Origin of the sequence: Haloarcula marina (genome assembly GCF_024218775.1) — an archaeon.
GTDB classification, from domain to species: domain Archaea; phylum Halobacteriota; class Halobacteria; order Halobacteriales; family Haloarculaceae; genus Haloarcula; species Haloarcula marina.
The window spans coordinates 2,925,298-2,942,640 of record NZ_CP100404.1 but is presented as its reverse complement, the minus strand read 5'-3'; the positions used below and the strand labels follow the sequence as shown (position 1 = coordinate 2,942,640).

Here is a 17,343-nt window from a genome sequence, read left to right as displayed (position 1 = left end):
GGTCACTGACCTGTAGCGCTGACTACTTGTACCCGAGGTCTTTGAGACGCCGCGTCACCGACGGAGAGACCGCTCCTTTGTTGCCCTGGCGTCCACTGTGGTGCTCGCTGAGAAACTCCTCCGCCTTGCCGAGGAACCACTCCTCATCGTGGGTTTCGGGGACGCTAATCCGCTCCTCCCGCTCCGATTCCGACCCGCTCAAGCGGTAGTACACGACGCTATCGGGCCCACGATCGGCCGTTTCGGGTGTCGGTCGATCCGGATAGTTCGAGGGGTAGGTCAGTATCGCTTTCTCTTCGCCGTCTTCGATGGCGAGCTGATACACCGGACGGATGATCCGTTCCGTGATACGGACGGTCTCACGGTCTGTTTCCTGCCAGGGCTGGCCCGGACACCTGGCGGGAACGTCGCCGCCAGTGGCCCGAACGACTGTCGGCAAGAGGTCTATGATGTCCGGGGTCTCCGGGACTGCTATATCGGAGTCAGCCGGCGTTTTGACGACCATACCCGGCCGGATGTTCTCGTCGTGGAGACTGTTGTGGAACGCGTAGCCGTTCTCGAAGAATTCCTCGCCGTGGTCCCCCGTGACGACGATCAGGCTCTCTCCCAACACGCCAGCCCTCGACAATTCGTCGACGAACCGCCGTAGCTGGCTGGCGACGTACCGTAGCGACTGCCAGTAGCTACGCTTCAGCCGGTCCAGATCGCCCTCTTGCAACTCTGTCTGGTCGAGTGTGGTCGGTTCGACTTGGGTGTCCTGTAGCCTGGCCGCCAGAGTGAGTGTCCGCGAGACCAGTTCAAAGTCCGCTTCGATATCCGGCGAGAACGGTGCCGGCGGAACGTATGGGTAATGTGCGTCAAAAAGATGCAGGAACTGGAACACCTGATGGCCTCCGGCGAGATCGGTCTCCAACCATTCGATAGCCGTATCGACGATCGACCTCGCGTCGAACTGTCTGTCCTCCCAGTCCATCTCTTGGTGGTCGTATCTGTAGAAGCCACGGCCGAACCCAAATCCCGGAGAGAGATTTCCGCTGCTGACACACGCAGAGCACCGGTACTGGGCGTCGCTTAGCAACTCTGCTATCGTCGGCCGATTTTCGTCCAACGTCCCGTGGGTGATACCGTGTATACCGGGATGTGTCCCGGTGTATAGCGCTCCATGGGACTGCTGTGTGGCCGTTCCCTGGACACGCGGCTCTGAGGGCACCGTCACGCGGTCACCTAGGGCGGCCAGTAGTGGGTCGAGTGCGTCAAGATAGTCGTATCGGAGTGAGTCGATGGACACCACGAACACGTGTGGTCTGTCGTCTGGCGTCCTGTTGACTGAGGGTCTAGAGAGCCAGGGGTCTCGCTCGATCTTGAGCCACTGTGTCGTTTGCACCGGTAACACCCGGGCCAGCGACACCAGACGGGAGTCGTAGGGACTGTCTCCGGCCACGGCGGTCAACTCGATGGTTGCCCGAGTCGTCGGAGCCGGCAGTTCGAACTGGAACGGAACGATGGCCGGTCCGCCGTCGTCTGGCGGGCGATACATCGCCTGTTTTGAGTCTGTGCCACTATCGGTGTCGAACGTGACCGAGACGGTCAGCCGGCATACGCCCGCCGGGTCGACGACCTCGAAACCGAGGGTATCGAACTCTTGAGGTGGGTCAACCGTCAGGCGGTCACCGTTCCGAAGGTGGAGTACGTCCCGATACCGGTTCCGTCCATTACCGTCGGCTATCCGGACGGTCGTGGGTGTCCCATCGTATGCCATCCACGATGGAAGGGTTGGTGAGCCCCGGAGGACAAACGGGTGGCTGTCCCGTGCCGACGTGGCACGCATCAGCCACTCAAGTGGGTGGCGGAGATCCCCTCTGAGAACACTCGAGACGCCTACTGAGACAGTATCTTTCATGTGATTTGCCGGTTCACAGTCCGTCAGTTCGACCGATGAGCCGACGGTAGAGTCCTCTTACCGACTCGTAGACGCCAATTTTCTTGAGTGTTCCGACGACCGCCGGGTGGCCGAGATATGCCTCCAACCTGGGTAATCCGACCGCTCGGTTGTCGCCGCTCTGGAAGTACAGTCGCCGCTGCCAGTCAATGTACACCCTCGGTTCGGTTCGGTCGTTCACGACGGCCGCGAGCGCGGATGCCTTCGTTGAGTGTCCCATGTGCATGACGGTGACAGCCGACTCGGCGTATGCGGCAGGTCCCCGGAAATTGTACTCTGGTGGCATAACAGTAAAACGGATATCGCTGTGGTAGAGTGCCTCTCTGAGTGGGGGCTGGTCGTGTAGCCGACCGAACGGAATTTCATCAAGCGTCTTGGCGTCGGAGAACCGGATCGTCTCGTCCGGCCGTCCCTCCTGTCGCTGTCGGTCGAAACACGCTTGCCAGCGTTCGAACAACGACGCCACCGCCTCACTCTGTCGGTAGGCGATGACGCCACCGTTCACTTCCGGAAACGCGGGCGAGACGCCGTCGATCGAGACGACGGACCGGAACGGCGCATGCGTTACAGCGATGTCGAACCAGTCGAGAACCTCGAAGATCGGTTTGAGATCATCGAGAACGAACGTGTCGGTATCGAGATACAGTGTACGGTCGTACGGCGTGAGGTGTAGGTTCGCGTGCTTGTCCCGGATGTCGTCAAACTCGGCTGTCGCGACGACGATGTCGTCAAACTCGGGAGCAGCCTCGGCGGCGTCTACCAGCGACTCGGCGGTGATGACTCCAATCGAGAGCGACGAGTTCGTCTCACGGACAGTTCCGGCCGACACCATCGCGTCGTCCAGAAACTCCTCGCCGGTTGCGACGTAGACAACTCCACATGACACGGCCTAACGCACGCCGAGTCGCCAATAAAATGTATCGGTCCGGTAGGCTCGACAGCACGATTTATGCTTCGGCAATGAATAGCTGTTTCAGATGGTGTCTATCGGGGTACTCGAACTGAAAGCCCACGAGCAGTATCTGGTTCGGCTCTGTCGGCTGCTCGAAGACGACCTCACCGTCTTCACCACCTCTGCTATCCGTGAGGATATTACCACAGATGCCAGCGTGGCCGCTACGCGACACGTCACGAAGCGGCCCACCGAGTCCCTCAGCTCCTACCTTGGACGGGTCGAGCGGGTCAGCAGTGCCCTAGACATGCTGGTCTGTTTCCCGTTCTCCGGTGGGCGGCGCGAGCTGTTCCAATACGCTCGGTTCTCGCCGAACTGCCCATCGCTCCTTTGGGTGTTCAACGCTCGGGGATGGTTACAGGCCCCGGTACTCACGTCAAGCCCACGGGAGTCGGTTCGTCGGGGGCTGAAACGCTGGATCGTCCGGAAACAGCGTGGACTCCTCTTCGAGTACCCGAGCATCCGGCGCTACGTGACGACGGCCGGATTGACCCGGAAGCAGACGTACACTTTCGTCCCGGCGGTCTTCACCGGCCGGCAGTCGTCGCCGACGATCGACCCGGTCACTGTGACCGTGCCCGGAAACGTCGATCCTGCCCGTCGTGACTACGATACGGTGCTGGGTGCCTTCCGGGAGGCGGTTGACGCTGGGGCGTCACTCCGCCTGGAACTTCTGGGGAGGCCTGCCGAAGACGCCAGGGAGGCGATACTCTCACATTGCCGGGCGCTCGCCGACGAGGGATACGATATCCGGTTCTACGACGATTGGATTCCTGTCGATACATTCCGACAGACGCTCCGAGACAGTACGCTCTTGGTTGCTCCGCTTAGGCGAACGAAACGCGTCGAAGATATCGTTGAGTACTACAGCAAAACGAAGGGTAGCGGGAACATCGCCGACGCCATTCACAACGCGACGCCGCTGGTGTTGCCCGACCACGCACGCTTCGAAGATTCGCTCGGTGAGTCCGGACTGTTCTACGGCGACCGGGCTGACCTCGCGGACACGTTCGAACGTGTCTCCACGGATAGGTCGTTCCGTGAACACGTCAGCCGCGCCGCGGACAGAAACGCCACTCAGTACGAACCCCGACGCCAGCGCGAGCGGTTTACCAAGATACTCGAATCGGTCATCGATGGGCAGTCCAAACATTAATTATCGTTGGTAATCACAAATCTCCCCGTGCGAATCAGACGTGCAGCCGCGATTCACCGTCAGAACGGAAGTGTCGGGCTGTTGAAAAAAGGGTTCACTCACCTGTACAACCGACTGGTTAGGCCATGGCTCCCCGTGCGCGGCCCCCACCCGGAGTTCAACGGTATCGCCGTCGGCGGTGCCTTGGGACCCGACAGCAGAGCACCGCACCTCTTCGATTCCGTTGTTCCGTGGAGCACGCCCGCAATCCACAGCATGCCCGACTACGAGGTAGAACTGCTCGCCGCAATCGAGTCACAGGTTGACCCTGGAGACAAAGTCGTCATTGTCGGCGGTGGGAACGGTATCTCGACTGTACGGGCCGCACAACTGGCGGGACCCGACGGGCACGTGCTGACCTATGAGGGGAATAGACGGCGCGTCAGCGCGATTCAGAACACGGCGGCGTTGAATGACGTGGCAGACCGGGTCCAAGTTGAACATGCCATCGTCGGCCCGCCGAAAGAGATCGTCGGCAACGATTATGAAGCCGACGGTGCCACGCACATCGAGCCAGCCACGATTCCGCCGTGTAATGTCCTTGAGATGGACTGTGAAGGCTCCGAGCGGGAGATCATCCGTGACCTCAAAATCACACCCCAGATTATTATCGTCGAAACACACCCGGCCTACGACACACCGGTGACGACTATCAGCACCGAACTGGCCGATCTGGGCTACACCGTCGTCAACACGGCGGGAGCGGTCCCAGCGGAGGACATCTACATCCTCACCGCTGAACGGATGCCAGTGACTGACGTAGGAAGTGACCACTCACTATGAATATCCTCATTTACGGGAAGACCCACTCCCCTGCGCTGGAATTTATGTGTGGGCGGGCACTGGAGCAGTTGGACCACGAAGTCGCCTACGCTAGTCGTGCTGGCCCCACGATACTCCCGGGAACGCGCCTCGCATCGATCCCACGAATCAAATCGACGCCCCTGTTCGAGTCACTCGTACAGTACAACACACGGCGGCGGGTCCGACGAGTGGATCCTGATGTGATCCTCGTCATCAAGGGGTACGAACTTGATCGAGAGACGGTTGCCAGCATCGGTACGATCGCCGACGCACCCGTGGTGAATTGGAATCCGGACAATCCCTTCCAAGTCCGTTCTAAACGCCGACGAGCCGAACAGTATCTTGACGCGCTCCCGGCGTACGATCTCGTCTACACCTGGGGACGACACCTCATCGACCCACTCCGCTCTGAGGGTGCGGCGCGCGTCGAACACCTGCCGTTCGCACACGACCCGTTCGTCCATCACCCGAGGGAGGTAACTCCCGCCTACGCCTGCGAGATCACGTTTGTCGGACAGTGGTCCCCCAAACGCGAGTCCATCCTCAGGACGCTCACTGACTACGACCTTCAGGTACGTGGGCTCTGGTGGAACGAGCGGTGTTCGGACCCCGAACTCCGATCCTGTGTCAAGGGCGGCCACCTTGACGCCGAGGAGTACGCGAAGGCGATCAACGCCGGATCGATCGTAATCAACGTCGTCGGTGACCACAACCTCCCATACTACAACATGCGGACCTTCGAAATCCCTGCTGTCCGCTCCGTTATGGCGACGACGAGGAGCGAGGGTCAACAGGAGGTGTTCACTGACGGTGTCGACTGTTTGATGTACGACGGTCCCGACGAACTCGCCACCGAGGTTGATCGCCTGCTCAACGACAGGAGTCGGTTATCGGAGGTAGCCGCGAATGGTCACGAGACAGTCCAGGAACACACGTACCGCGCCCGTATGGAGTCGTTCCTCCAGACGGTCAAGGCCCTTTAGTCTCCAGTATGGACACCGTTCACAGATCCGCTATCGGAGTATCGCTTTCGATATTTTAATCGAATCGTCTTTATTGCCTCCTTGTTTGTAGATAGATATGCGACGGCTAGCTGTCTTCGGGCTCGGATACGTCGGCAGCGAGGTCGCTATGCTGGCAAGCGAACGAGGATTCGAGGTTACTGGTGTCGACACCGACTCGACCGTCGTCCAGGCGGCCCAAGACGCTCCGCTCACCACCTCCGAGCGGTTCACTGCAACGACTGACGGGGCTGCTGCCGTCACGGGCGCCGACACAGTCGTTGTCACCGTCCCGACACCAATCGATTCTTCGTTCTCCGTCGACCTCTCGGCGCTCCAAGCTGTCTGTGAGACGGTGGCTACCGGGCTACCGGAGTCTCCTGGTGGGACACTCGTCGTCGTCGAGTCGACGATACCCCCGGGGACCGTCTCGGACATTGTCGCTCCAGCCTTCGAGGATCTCGGTCACGTGCCCGGTCAAGATGTCCAACTGGCACATGCTCCCGAGCGTATTGACCCCGGAAACGACGAGTGGTCGCTCGCCGAGATTCCCCGGGTCGTCGGCGCCGACAATGACAGCGGGCTTGACGCCGCGGTGACTTTTTACGAGCGGCTCTTGGATGCGTCCATCCACCCCGTCTCCTCGACGGCCGCAGCAGCGGCCTCGAAGATAATCGAGAATGCGTACCGCGACATCAATATTGCGTTCGTCAACGAGATCGCGACGACGTTGGAGCAACTCGGCATCGATACGACCGAGGTTCTCGACGCCGCGGATACCAAGCCGTTCGGCTTCACGCGGTTCTCGCCCGGCGCAGGCGTCGGGGGGCACTGCATCCCCATTGACCCGTACTTCCTCATCGAGAAGGCAACCTCGAAAGACCTGAATAGCCGCTTCCTAGAGACAGCCCGGGAAATCAACGATAAGATGCCACGGTACGTCGCCGACAAGACTATCCATTATCTGGTTCGGTCGGGTCGGCTCCCCCAGCATGCATCGGTGCTGCTTCTGGGCAAGGCGTTCAAGCCCGATATCCCGGACACGCGGAACAGCCCGTACTTCCCGATCCGGACTGCACTGGAGACTTACGACGTCAGCATACACACGTACGACCCGCTGCTGCCCTCCGAATCGACGGTCGAGTCACCATATCAACCGGTTGACGCCGTTGTCCTCGTCACAGACCACGAGGCGTTCCGCGGACTCGATCCGGAACGATTGGCCGACAGGGGCGTTGAGGTCGTCGTCGACGGACGGAACGTGCTTGATGCGGACGCCATCCGGGCGGCCGGCTTGCGGTACGCCGGCGTCGGCAGACCGTAGCGACTGACATGCAGAGGCCGGCGGATCGCCAGCGGTCTCGGCGAGTTTTCCGATGGCGGCATTCTGTGGTAAGTATGTGGATATGGATTGGTGAAATAATCGAAATATTCAAGACCCAAATCACGCTACCACTCCTGTGCGAAGGAGACGTGGATTCCAGCTCACGTGCGCTGCGGTCGCTACGACCCCGTTTACCGGACTCGACCTCGTCTGGTTCTTATCCTTACCTGACATTTTTCTGCTGGTGGCGGCGTCGGCTGTACTCGTCAGCGCGCTGGAGCGGGGGGCGATCGACATCCAGCGGACGGCCTTGCTTGGCCTTTTCGGGCTGTGTATCCTTTTCGGTGTGGAGGTGGCCGCGATCCCCAACGCCGTCCAACCGCTAGCCGGTGCCATCTGGGCCCGAACCCGCTTGGGGAACCTCCTCTTGCTGGCCTCGGTTCTGCTCACGGTTGACTCCCGCCGGGATATCTACGTGCTGTTACGTTTGCTGTGTGTCTCTCTCCTGATCGTCGCAGTCCTCACCGTCCTTCACTCCGTTGGGCTCGTCGAGTTCGGCGATTCGGTCATCGAACCGAGATGGATCTTCGGATATCAGATTCCGTTTCGCCGGACACTGGGCGTACCGATGGACTATGGGAACTTCGGGATGTACATGTCCCTCGGGACTGCGTACCTCCTCTACGAGACTGACCAGTTCGACAACTGGTGGGCGCTTGGCGCACTCCCGGTCTTCCTGCTTGCGGTGTTCATCTCACAGAGCCGGAGTTCGTGGCTCGCCGTCGGTTCGGTGGTGGGATTGATTCTGGCGTACAAAGCTCTTAACATCATCTGGGGACGCATTCGACCCGCTTTCGGCTACTCGCTTCTGGCGGTCGCTGTTATCGCCGTACCGTTCGCCATGGTCGGCGTCGCACGCTGGCTTATCGCCATTGATCCGTTGACACTCTACTCCCGGCTCCACGCGTACCGGACCGCATTTTCCGTATACCTCCAGTCGCCGCTCATTGGCATCGGACGTGCGTCGTACTTTCACGCCTACGGCACGGAGGTCATCCACAACGGTGTCCTGAGCATCTTGGTCTCGTTCGGCCCGCTCGCATTCGTACTGTTTCTTGCCGTCTATACCCTCGCGTTCCGAACCGGCCTGCAGACAGCCTGCCGATCCCGTACCCCGTTCCTCTGGGTCACGCTTCTAGCCGCCTACGCTGGAGTAAGCGTCGAACTGATGCTATTCGACGGCTCTTATACGAAGATACTCTGGCTGACCGTCGGCCTGTTGCTGTCGGGTGCCACAGTGTACCATAGCGAGGCGGACCGAGGTACCGTGACAGTGCGGCCGTGAGGCTGGCAGTGTGATGTCATCGAAGCCCGTCAGGCGACAGAGTTCAGGATTGCCTTTCGGATGTTTATTCCCCACTGCTCGCGGGTGAACTTCGACGCCCGGTTAAGTGCTCGCTCCCGCTGTTGTCGGTAGTAGTCGTCGTCGGCAACGATCCGTTCGAGGGCGTCCACCAATTCGTCTTCGTCCGCACACAGCTGCCCGGCATCGTCGATGACCCACGGGACCGAGCCACTGTCCATCCCAATTGGTGGCGTCCCGCAGGCCATCGCTTCCATGAGTACCATCCCGAACCCCTCATCGCGGGAAGGTAGTACGACCGACCGTGCGCGGTTCATCCACTCCGGCACCGATTCCCTAGGAATACGGCCGTACACCTCAACGCTTGACGCGACGCCGAGCTCCGCCGCGAGCTCCTTGACCTCTGTCTTGGCGGTTTCCCGCCGTGCGCCGATGAGGACGAGACGCGTGTCGACCCCGCGTTCCCGAACCCGGGCGAATGCACGGACGAGTAAGGGGAGTCGCTTTTCGGGTGCGAACCGGCCCACGTACAGCAGTAGATTCTCCTCGGCATCAACCTTCGCATCGGGTCGAAACATCGGGTGGACACCGTTGGGGACCACTTCGATATCGACACCAGCAAGTTCCTGTAACCGGTCACGGGCCTTCGGTGTGAGACAGATTCGGCCGTCCGACCGTCGCAACAGGAACCGGAACGTGTAGAGATGCTTATCGAATGCCCCCGGACTCCCTTCTGGCAGTCCGATGAAGTACGTGACGAACGGGATGCCGACAGCGTCACAGTACGCAGCGAGCAAACAACCCGGGATATGCGGGTTGAAGTTGACGACCGCAACCTCCTCGTCCCGATGTCGTCCAAGTTCCCTGACCGCCCGATAGAGGTATTTCACTATTGATGCTCTCCCGGTCGTTCTGATAGTGACATATCTGTTCCCGTCTGGATGCCGGACCATGGACTCGCCCTCCTGCCAGCCAGCGATGAGCGTGACGTCGTCAAACTCGTCGGTGAGCAAGCTGATTCGGTCCGCGATTAGCGGGGCAGAGAAGTCCGCAAGCGATGGTGAAGAGAGGTCATCGGAAAAGAACCCGAACGGAATAACCACAATACGCATGGTTCATACATTGTCTACACGTAGTAATAAAGCCAACATACGGCGCGCACTGAGGATTGCAGACGCGAATTTTAAGATAGCTCCCGCTAACTCCTTAACGAATGGCCCATATCGCTCTGATTCGGGGTCCGTATCTCCGACCAGACGGGGTCCGTCCGTGGGAGTACCTCCACAATGAGACAGACCACCGGGTCGTTGCCTTCGAAAGCGACCCGCCGCGGTTCGACACCGACTCCCTATCAATGCCGGTTGAACAGCTCCCGTGGCCGGACGGCTGGCTCAACCTATTTGGGTACGACCACTTTATTTCGCGGGCGGTCAGGAAGCTTCGGTTCCCTTCGGACTACATGGTCGGACTCGGGGACCTGATAGAGCGGTTCGACGTACTCCACACCAGTGAGAACTTCAATCTATTTTCGGCCCAGGCTGCGCGCGCGACGCGTGGCACGGATACGGCGTTCGCGTTCAGCACCGGCGAGAATATCCCCTATCCCCTCTACCAGCGCAACCCGCTCCTCTGGAAGACGAAACAGTACGTCAACCGGCGCGCGGCCGGTATTACGACTACGACACCGCTTGGAAGACGCGCGCTGATCCACGAGGGTGTCCCTCATGAGAAGGTGACCGTACTGCCAAACGCGATAGACACAGAGCGGTTCGCACCAGTTGAGGACGCCCGGCCGGCGGATGTCAGTCTGCCGACCGAGCTGAACTCAACCCGAAACGTGCTGTTCGTTCATGGCCTTTGCGAGCAGAAAGGGACCTACGACCTCCTGAGTGCGTTCGAGCGCATCGAGAATGAAGATGCTCGCCTCGTCTTGCTGGGGACCGACGAACTTGACGACGAGGCCAGCGCGCGTATCGCCAAAAGTGAGCGCATCGTTTGGCGCGAGCGGATTCCATACACTCAGATGCCGACACTCTACAACCTCGCGGACGTAGCAGTACTACCGAGCGTGACGATGCCGAACAACGAGGAGCAGTTCGGCATGGCGGTTCTTGAGGCGATGGCCTGCGGTACGGCCACTGTCGTGACGGACGTCGGGGGGTTGCCCTACGTCGTCTCTGAAGGGGAGAGTTCGCTTGTCGTTCCGGAACGGTCGCCCTTGGACCTAGCTAGGGCCATTGAGAACCTCCTTTGCGACGAGGTTCGACGAACGGAACTAGGAAACAACGGCAGACATCGCGCTTACGAGCGCTACCGGCCAGCTGTCGTCGGCGAACAGCTACGTGAGTTCTACGACGATCTAACACATGAATGACTACGACCTCGCCATCGTCACACCCAAATATCCGCCAGATACCGGCGGTGCGGCGACCTACTACCGGCTCCTTTCGGCTGAACTCAAAGAGAGTGAGGCAGTGCGCTCGCTGTCCGTTCTGACAACCGTTCACCCGTCACGACCGTTCCGCGAAACTAATGGTAACCGGACGGTGTACCGCATCCTACCGCGGACGAGCAGCCGTGGCACCCTCCTTCGGCCGTTTTCGTTTCTACTTAAACAGCTCATTCTCTTGATGGCGCTGACGTGGTACTGTTTTACCTACCAGGAAACCGTTGTCCAGATCCACTCGACGGTCACCTTCGTCGGTCGACTTGGTTATAACCTTCCTCTTGACTGGGGTTTTCGTGTTTTGCGTGCCGTGACACGGTGTCGGTTCGTACTCGACGTTCGGGACATGAGCACGATTCCACCTTCTGCTCCGGGTTTTGCGGCTGTCATCTGTGGGTCGAGGGGTATCCACGAGCGGTGTCGTCGGAAGAGCAACATCGCGCTCAATCGGCTCGTCGAAATCCCCGTCCCTGTCGACATTGACGGGATACGGACCTACGACAGGAACGAACGGCTCGCCTCGTCACTGCCGGAGCGTTATCTGGCGTTCGTTGGTGATATCTCGGCCGCGAAAGGTGCCCCGCTTCTCGTCGAGGCGATCTCGGGGATGGACAGCAATCCTCCGGTAGTGATTCTGGGTAACCCTGTCGATAAGGCAGGACGACAGCTCGTTCGCTCGCTCCCTGAGGGCGCCGTGCATCTGGGCTCGCGACCACACGACGATGCCCTTCAGGTTATTGACGGCGCAGAGATGCTCGTCCTCCCCTCCGTTAGCGAGGGATTCCCACGTGTGGTCCTCGAAGCGATAGTTCTCGGTACGCCAGCCCTCCTCACCGTCGATGTTCCGGAGTTGTCCGAGGCGGATATCGTCCGGATACTCGACACACGCTCCCTGTCGACGCTCAGGCGAGCGATTGGCGAAGAGTGGTCAGAACCACGCGGCACCTACTGGATAGAGCGACACGATGTGGGGCGTGTCTGTGCCGACACCGTCACCCTCCATCGCTCGCTCCTCTCGTAGGGCACCGGGGCGGCCCCGCACGGGTCACGCTACCGTGCCAGTAGCGTATGATGGGGCGTCCGTTGACGGTTATGTCTTCGTCCGTCGATGCGCCTCGTACCACTCGACAGTCCGCTCCAACCCCTCCTCGAACGGCGTCGACGCCGTCCATCCGAAGCGCTCCTCGGCCCGAGAGGTGTCCAACCGACGCCGCGGTTGGCCGTCCGGTTTTGAGGTGTCCCACTCCACCTCGCCCTCGAATCCGGTCACCTCGACGATGGTCTCGACCAACTCGCGGATGGATATCTCCGTGCCGCTCCCCAGATTGACGGGGTCCCCGCCGTCGTAGCGTTCGGTGGCGTCGACGATGCCCTCGGCGGCGTCCTCAACGTAGAGGAACTCGCGGGTCGGGTCGCCGGTTCCCCACGCGGTTATCGACTCGCGACCGGCCTCGCGGGCCTCGATGCACTTCCGGATGATGGCGGGGATGACGTGGGCCGTTTCGAGGTCGAAGTCGTCGCGCGGGCCGTAGAGGTTCACCGGCAGGAGGTAGATGCTGTCGAAGTCGTACTGGTCGCGGTAGGCCCGCGACTGTGTGAGCAGGGCCTTCTTGGCGATGCCGTAGGGGGCGTTCGTCTCCTCGGGGTAGCCCTCGTAGAGGTCGTCTTCGCTGAACGGGACCGGGGTGTGTTTCGGGTACGAACAGATGGTCCCCAGTATGGTGCACTTCTCCACGTCGAACTTCCGGGCCTGTTCGAGGAGTTCGATGCCCATGATGGCGTTGTCGTAGAAGTACCGCCCCGGATTCTCGGCGTTCGCGCCGATGCCACCGACGGTGGCGGCGAGGTGGAGGACCACGTCGGCGTCGGACTCGACGAACGCCCGCCGGATAGCCGCCCGTTCGCGCAGGTCGTACTCGTCGCTCCGCGGGACGAACACGTCGACGTCGGGGGAACGAGCACGGAGTTCGTCGACGACGTGACTGCCGAGAAAGCCCGCGCCGCCCGTGACCATCACCGTCTTCTCGGCCCAGTAGTCGCCGCTCATTGCCAGTCGACCCGACCGTACCACGTCTCCTTGTTGTTCGCGTACCACTCGATGGTCCGGCGGACGCCCTCGCGCCAACTGACTTCGGGTTCCCACCCGGTCTCCGCGTTGAGTTTCTCGTACCCGACCAGCAGTTCCTCCACGTCGCTGTCGCCGGGCCGGTACCGGTCCTCGCGCTGGACGATTTCGGGGTCGTCCCAGTAGCCCTCTTGCGTGCCGACCGAGAGGATGGTCTCCGTCCACTCCCGCATCGAGATATTCTCGCCGTGACCGTAGACGTACTCCTCGCCGGGATTCCCGTCGAGGGCGACGTGCATGTGCCCGCGCACGCCGTCAGTGACGTAGCACATGTCCCGTTTCGGCGTGAGGTTCCCGAGTTCGACGATATCGCGTTCCAGCGCTTGCGTGATGATGGTCCCCGTGATGTAGCGGGGGTTCTGTCGGGGACCGTAGTTGTTGAACATCCGGGTCGTGACTCCCGGCAGGCCGTAGGCGTCGTAGAAGTTCATCGTCAGGAAATCGGCGGCGAGTTTCGACGTGGCGTAGATGCTCGTCGGATTGACCGGCGAGCGCTCGCTCAACAGGACGCGGCCGTCGTCCTCGAAGTCGTGTTTCTCGGCCATCTCCTCGTTGACGTTGCCGTACTCCTCGCTGGTCCCGGCGGTGTCGAACTTCGAGATGTCCAAGTCGAGGTCGACGACGCTCTGCAGGAGGTTCAACGTTCCCGTGACGTTCGTGTCGATGGTCTCGTAGGGCCGGTCCCACGACTCGCCGACGTGGGCCTGCGCCGCCAGGTGAAAGATGATGCTCTCGTCGTACTCCTGTAAGGCGGCCAGCGCCTGTGAGACGGAGTGTTTGTCCCGCAGGTCGCCACGGTGGACGGTGATGTCGTCTCTGAGGTGGCGGATGTTCCGGAGTTCGCCGCTGGAGGTGGCCCGGACGAACACGTGGACGTTCGCACCGGCCTCGACAAGGCGTTCGGTGAGGTGTGAGCCGACGAACCCGTCGGCACCGGTGACGAACACCGGACGGTCAGCGAAACGAGCGTCGAGGTCCATTCGTCCGAAGGGAGCGGGCAATCCCGCTTGTAAGTTCTGGTTACTGTAGTTCGACTGTCACTGACGGCTGTCCAGCGCCGCCCGAACGGTCGCCTCGACGGTCTCGGTGGCCTCCCAGTTGAGGAGGCGCGCCGCCCGCGAGGTGTCGACCTCGAAGGAGTCGACCAGCGTCTCCTCGCCAGCACGGGGGTTCTCGACGAGTTCCACGTCGACGTCGATGCCGTGGTCGGCCGCCGCCGACTGAACGAGTTCGGCCACCTCGTGGACGCTGGGGTCCTCGTCGCTGGCGAGTTCGAACTTCTCGACGCCCGTCTCGCCTGCCTCGCGTTGGTCCAGCAGTCGCTCGGCGCTCAGGACGTACGCGCGAGCGATGTCTTTCACGTGGACGAAGTTCCGCGACTGTGTCCCGGGTTCGTAGACGGTCAGCGTCTCCCCGGCGAGCGCGCGGCCGAGGAAGAAGTTGATGACCGTCCCCTTCGAGACGAGGTCGCCGCCCACTTCGTGGCCGCCGTAGAGGTTCGATATCATGAACTGATGGGCTGGGAACGCACCGTCGGCGAACGTATCGATAGCGCGCTCTGAGAGCAGTTTTGTCCGCCCGTACCAGTTGATTGGGTCTCGCGGGTGGTCGACAGTGATGGGAAATTCCTGTGGATCGCCGATGACGGCCATCGAGAACGGGAACGCCAGCGCGGCGCCTGTCTTCCGGCAGAACCACGCCACGTTCTCGGTACCCTGGACGTTGACCTCGTAGGCCAGATCAGGGTTCTCGTCGCAGTCGTCGACACCGGATATCGCCGCGAGGTGGAGCACCACATCAGCCCCGTCCAACGCGTCTTCCAGACGATCGCGATTCCGGATGTCGACGTGCTGGACCTCGACACCGCCGACCGTTCGCAGGTCGCCGCGGTAGAAGTTGTCGATGGCGGTAAGTTCCCAGTCGGGGTGTTGGTCTTGCAGTTCGACGAGGACGCGGCTACCGATATAGCCAGCCGCGCCCGTGATAGCGACGTGTGGTGTGTCTATTGCTCGTTCAGGCATCGGTGAATCTCCGTGCGAGGTCGCGAACCCCCTCTCGGAGGGTGGTCTGCGGTTCGAATCCCGTCTCCCGAAGTCGGTCGAAGTTGACGTGGTACGACGGACCGGGATGTTCGTCTTCCAGATAGGTCACGTCGACCGCGCCGACCTCCTCGTCGACGATGTCGGCAATTTCGGATATCTGGTAGTTCAGATCGTTGTCGCCCACGTTGTACACCGTCTCGTCCCACTCGCCCGGTTCGAGAGCAGCATGTTTGTAGGCGCGGGCGGCGTCCGAGACGTGGATGAACGGCCGCCAGTTCGACCCGTCGCCGTAGACGGTGAGCGTTCGGCCTGTGAGCGCTCGGAACACGAAGTAGTTGACCACGAGGTTGAACCGGACGCCCGCCGAGTAGCCGAAGTTCGTCGCCATTCGCAGGGCGGTGCCGTCCATGCCGAACTCCTCGCAGTACTCCCGCAACAGTGTCTCGGAGTCGAGTTTCGTCTCGGCATATGGGTTGATGGGGTCCGGATCGACCGTCTCGTCGATGTCCGTACTCGTCGCCCGCCCGTAGACGTTACACGAGGAGGCGAAGACGACGCTCTCGACGCCCAACTTTCCGGCGGCCTTCAGCACGTTCTCTGTGCCGTCGTAGTTGATAGCGACCGTCTCGTCCCGTCGATCGTGAGTGCTGGACGCACCAGTGATGGCTGCAAGGTGAACGACCGTGTCGACACCCCGAATCGCACTCTCGACGTCACCATACTCCCGGACGTCGCCGCGTCGGAACTCCAGATTGCCGTCGACAGCACCCATGAGCGCTCGGGGAGACCCTGAGGAGAGATTGTCGAGGACTACCACGTCTCCCACACGGTTATCTGCCTGCAGACGGGGAATCAGGTCGCTCCCGATATAGCCGCAGGCCCCTGTGACCAAGATGTCGGTGCTCATTCTTCGTCGTCTTCCAGCACGCCCGGCAGGAACCGGTCCTCGTGGGCCTCGATGGTGTCGGCGTAGCGGGTCAACGTCCCGAAGATGTCCCGAACGCCTTCCTCGAAGGTCTGGGACTGCCCGTCGATGAGGGCCATGTAGCGGGCTTTCTCGATTTCCATCTTGTGGGTCTCGTCCTCGTCACGCGGGTTCTCGAAGTGTTCGACGGCCACGTCGAGTTCGAACTCCCCGCCAACCTCGGCGATGGTCTCGGCGATTTCGACGATGCTGATGGCGCGGGTGACCTGGTTGTACACCGTGAGCCCGTTCGGCCGGTCCTCGTGGTCGCCGAGTGCCAACTGCGCGAGGCCTTCGACGGCGTCTTCCAGCGAGACGAACGGCTTGCGCTGTTCGCCCTTGCCGTACACCGTCACGGGGTAGCCCGCGACCGCTTGGGCACAGAAGCGGTGGCCGACGGTCCCGAAGTAGTAATCGAAGTCGAACCGGGTTTTGAGACGGTCGTCTTCGCGCGTCTCGGCGGTTTCGGTCCCGTAGGTGATGGCCGTCCGCACGTCGGAAATGGGGATGCCGAACTGCTTGTGGGCCAGGCGCATGTTGGCCGCGTCGTGGGACTTCGTAAGGTGGTACCAACTGCCAGCCATCGCCGGGAACGGCACGTCGTCCCGTTCGCCCTCGTTCTCCATCGTCGCGCCGCCCTCGGGGATGGGGAACTCCGGCGCGCCGTAGACGCCCGTCGTGGTCGTCTCGACGAAGTGGGTGTCGGTCAGGTCATGCTCTTCGAGGCCCCACAGCAGGTTCCGCGTCGACTGGAGGTTGTTGTGCTGGGTGTAGTTGGCCCGCTCGCCGTTGATTTGGGAGTAGGGCGCGGAGGGTTGGGCGGCCGCGTGGACGATTGTGTCGGGTTCGTGGACCGCCAGCAGTTCGTCGACGACGGCGCGGTCGGTGAGATCGCCCTCGACGAAGGACATGTTCGTGATACCCAGCGTCTCCTCGGCGGCGTCGAGTCGCTCGTCGATGGACGCGACGGGGGTGGCGCTGGTCGCGCCGACCTCCTCGACCCACTCGCGGCGAGCGAAGTTGTCCACCAGCAGCACGCGGTCGTCGGTCCGGTTCGCGATTCGGAGGGCGGTCGGCCACCCGATGTAGCCGTCGGCCCCAGTGACGAGAATCGTCATCGGTTACTCAACTTGTGAGTAACTCCAATTCGGTAAAAGTCTTCTGCTCGTGTGTAGACTCGTGGCTCAC

15 protein-coding genes are annotated in these 17,343 nt (G+C 61.3%); 7 read left to right on the top strand and 8 right to left on the bottom strand.

Translation table 11 applies throughout. From position 1 onward, the window contains the following. Positions 1-22: 22 nt before the first annotated feature. Both NJQ44_RS15645 and NJQ44_RS15640 read right to left on the bottom strand, forming a co-directional pair. Positions 23-1,900 (bottom strand): sulfatase-like hydrolase/transferase, encoded by a 1,878-nt coding sequence (locus NJQ44_RS15645; RefSeq protein ID WP_254272265.1) that lies wholly within the window; start codon positions 1,898-1,900, stop codon positions 23-25. Positions 1,901-1,913: 13 nt separating this feature from the next. Beyond that, positions 1,914-2,825, bottom strand: coding sequence for a glycosyltransferase family protein (locus NJQ44_RS15640; protein WP_254272264.1), 912 nt, complete (start codon positions 2,823-2,825; stop codon positions 1,914-1,916). A gap of 91 nt (positions 2,826-2,916) precedes the next feature. Between NJQ44_RS15640 and NJQ44_RS15635 the strand changes: the two genes are divergently transcribed. The 5 genes from NJQ44_RS15635 (at position 2,917) to NJQ44_RS15615 (ending at position 8,560) form a co-directional block, all read left to right on the top strand. After that, positions 2,917-4,047 (top strand): glycosyltransferase family protein, encoded by a 1,131-nt coding sequence (locus NJQ44_RS15635; RefSeq protein WP_254272263.1) that lies wholly within the window; start codon positions 2,917-2,919, stop codon positions 4,045-4,047. Between the two features lie 27 nt (positions 4,048-4,074). Beyond that, complete coding sequence (locus NJQ44_RS15630; protein WP_254272262.1) at positions 4,075-4,869, top strand: hypothetical protein; 795 nt, start codon at positions 4,075-4,077, stop codon at positions 4,867-4,869. A 221-nt stretch (positions 4,870-5,090) separates the two neighbouring features. Continuing rightward, on the top strand, positions 5,091-5,873 hold the full coding sequence (locus tag NJQ44_RS15625) for a CgeB family protein (protein WP_254272261.1): 783 nt from the start codon (positions 5,091-5,093) through the stop codon (positions 5,871-5,873). Positions 5,874-5,970: 97 nt separating this feature from the next. Beyond that, entirely contained in the window at positions 5,971-7,215 is a 1,245-nt protein-coding gene (locus NJQ44_RS15620) for a nucleotide sugar dehydrogenase (protein ID WP_254272260.1), read from the top strand. A 136-nt stretch (positions 7,216-7,351) separates the two neighbouring features. Continuing rightward, positions 7,352-8,560, top strand: coding sequence for an O-antigen ligase family protein (locus tag NJQ44_RS15615; RefSeq protein WP_254272259.1), 1,209 nt, complete (start codon positions 7,352-7,354; stop codon positions 8,558-8,560). Between the two features lie 29 nt (positions 8,561-8,589). On the opposite strand, the gene NJQ44_RS15610 is transcribed toward NJQ44_RS15615, so the two are convergent. Next, on the bottom strand, positions 8,590-9,690 hold the full coding sequence (locus NJQ44_RS15610) for a glycosyltransferase family 4 protein (RefSeq protein ID WP_254272258.1): 1,101 nt from the start codon (positions 9,688-9,690) through the stop codon (positions 8,590-8,592). A 101-nt stretch (positions 9,691-9,791) separates the two neighbouring features. On the opposite strand from NJQ44_RS15610, the gene NJQ44_RS15605 reads away from it, so the two are divergent. Together NJQ44_RS15605 and NJQ44_RS15600 are read left to right on the top strand one after the other, a co-directional pair. Continuing rightward, complete coding sequence (locus NJQ44_RS15605) at positions 9,792-10,952, top strand: glycosyltransferase family 4 protein (protein WP_254272257.1); 1,161 nt, start codon at positions 9,792-9,794, stop codon at positions 10,950-10,952. Continuing rightward, positions 10,945-12,045: a glycosyltransferase family 4 protein gene (locus NJQ44_RS15600; RefSeq protein ID WP_254272256.1), complete on the top strand. Its 1,101-nt coding sequence runs from the start codon at positions 10,945-10,947 to the stop codon at positions 12,043-12,045. Before NJQ44_RS15605 ends, NJQ44_RS15600 begins: the two co-directional genes overlap by 8 nt. A 69-nt stretch (positions 12,046-12,114) precedes the next feature. On the opposite strand, the gene NJQ44_RS15595 is transcribed toward NJQ44_RS15600, so the two are convergent. From NJQ44_RS15595 to NJQ44_RS15575, 5 genes are read right to left on the bottom strand one after another with little or no spacing between them, the layout of a single operon-like run. Beyond that, positions 12,115-13,071: a GDP-L-fucose synthase family protein gene (locus tag NJQ44_RS15595; RefSeq protein ID WP_254272255.1), complete on the bottom strand. Its 957-nt coding sequence runs from the start codon at positions 13,069-13,071 to the stop codon at positions 12,115-12,117. Beyond that, positions 13,068-14,129 (bottom strand): GDP-mannose 4,6-dehydratase, encoded by a 1,062-nt coding sequence (locus NJQ44_RS15590; RefSeq protein ID WP_254272254.1) that lies wholly within the window; start codon positions 14,127-14,129, stop codon positions 13,068-13,070. Before NJQ44_RS15590 ends, NJQ44_RS15595 begins: the two co-directional genes overlap by 4 nt. Before the next feature lie 57 nt (positions 14,130-14,186). Beyond that, complete coding sequence (locus tag NJQ44_RS15585; RefSeq protein ID WP_254272253.1) at positions 14,187-15,170, bottom strand: NAD-dependent epimerase/dehydratase family protein; 984 nt, start codon at positions 15,168-15,170, stop codon at positions 14,187-14,189. Beyond that, positions 15,163-16,098, bottom strand: coding sequence for an NAD-dependent epimerase/dehydratase family protein (locus NJQ44_RS15580; protein ID WP_254272252.1), 936 nt, complete (start codon positions 16,096-16,098; stop codon positions 15,163-15,165). Before NJQ44_RS15580 ends, NJQ44_RS15585 begins: the two co-directional genes overlap by 8 nt. After that, positions 16,095-17,273 (bottom strand): NAD-dependent epimerase/dehydratase family protein, encoded by a 1,179-nt coding sequence (locus NJQ44_RS15575; protein WP_254272251.1) that lies wholly within the window; start codon positions 17,271-17,273, stop codon positions 16,095-16,097. The genes NJQ44_RS15580 and NJQ44_RS15575 overlap by 4 nt, the downstream gene beginning before the upstream one ends. Between the last annotated feature and the right edge of the window lie 70 nt (positions 17,274-17,343).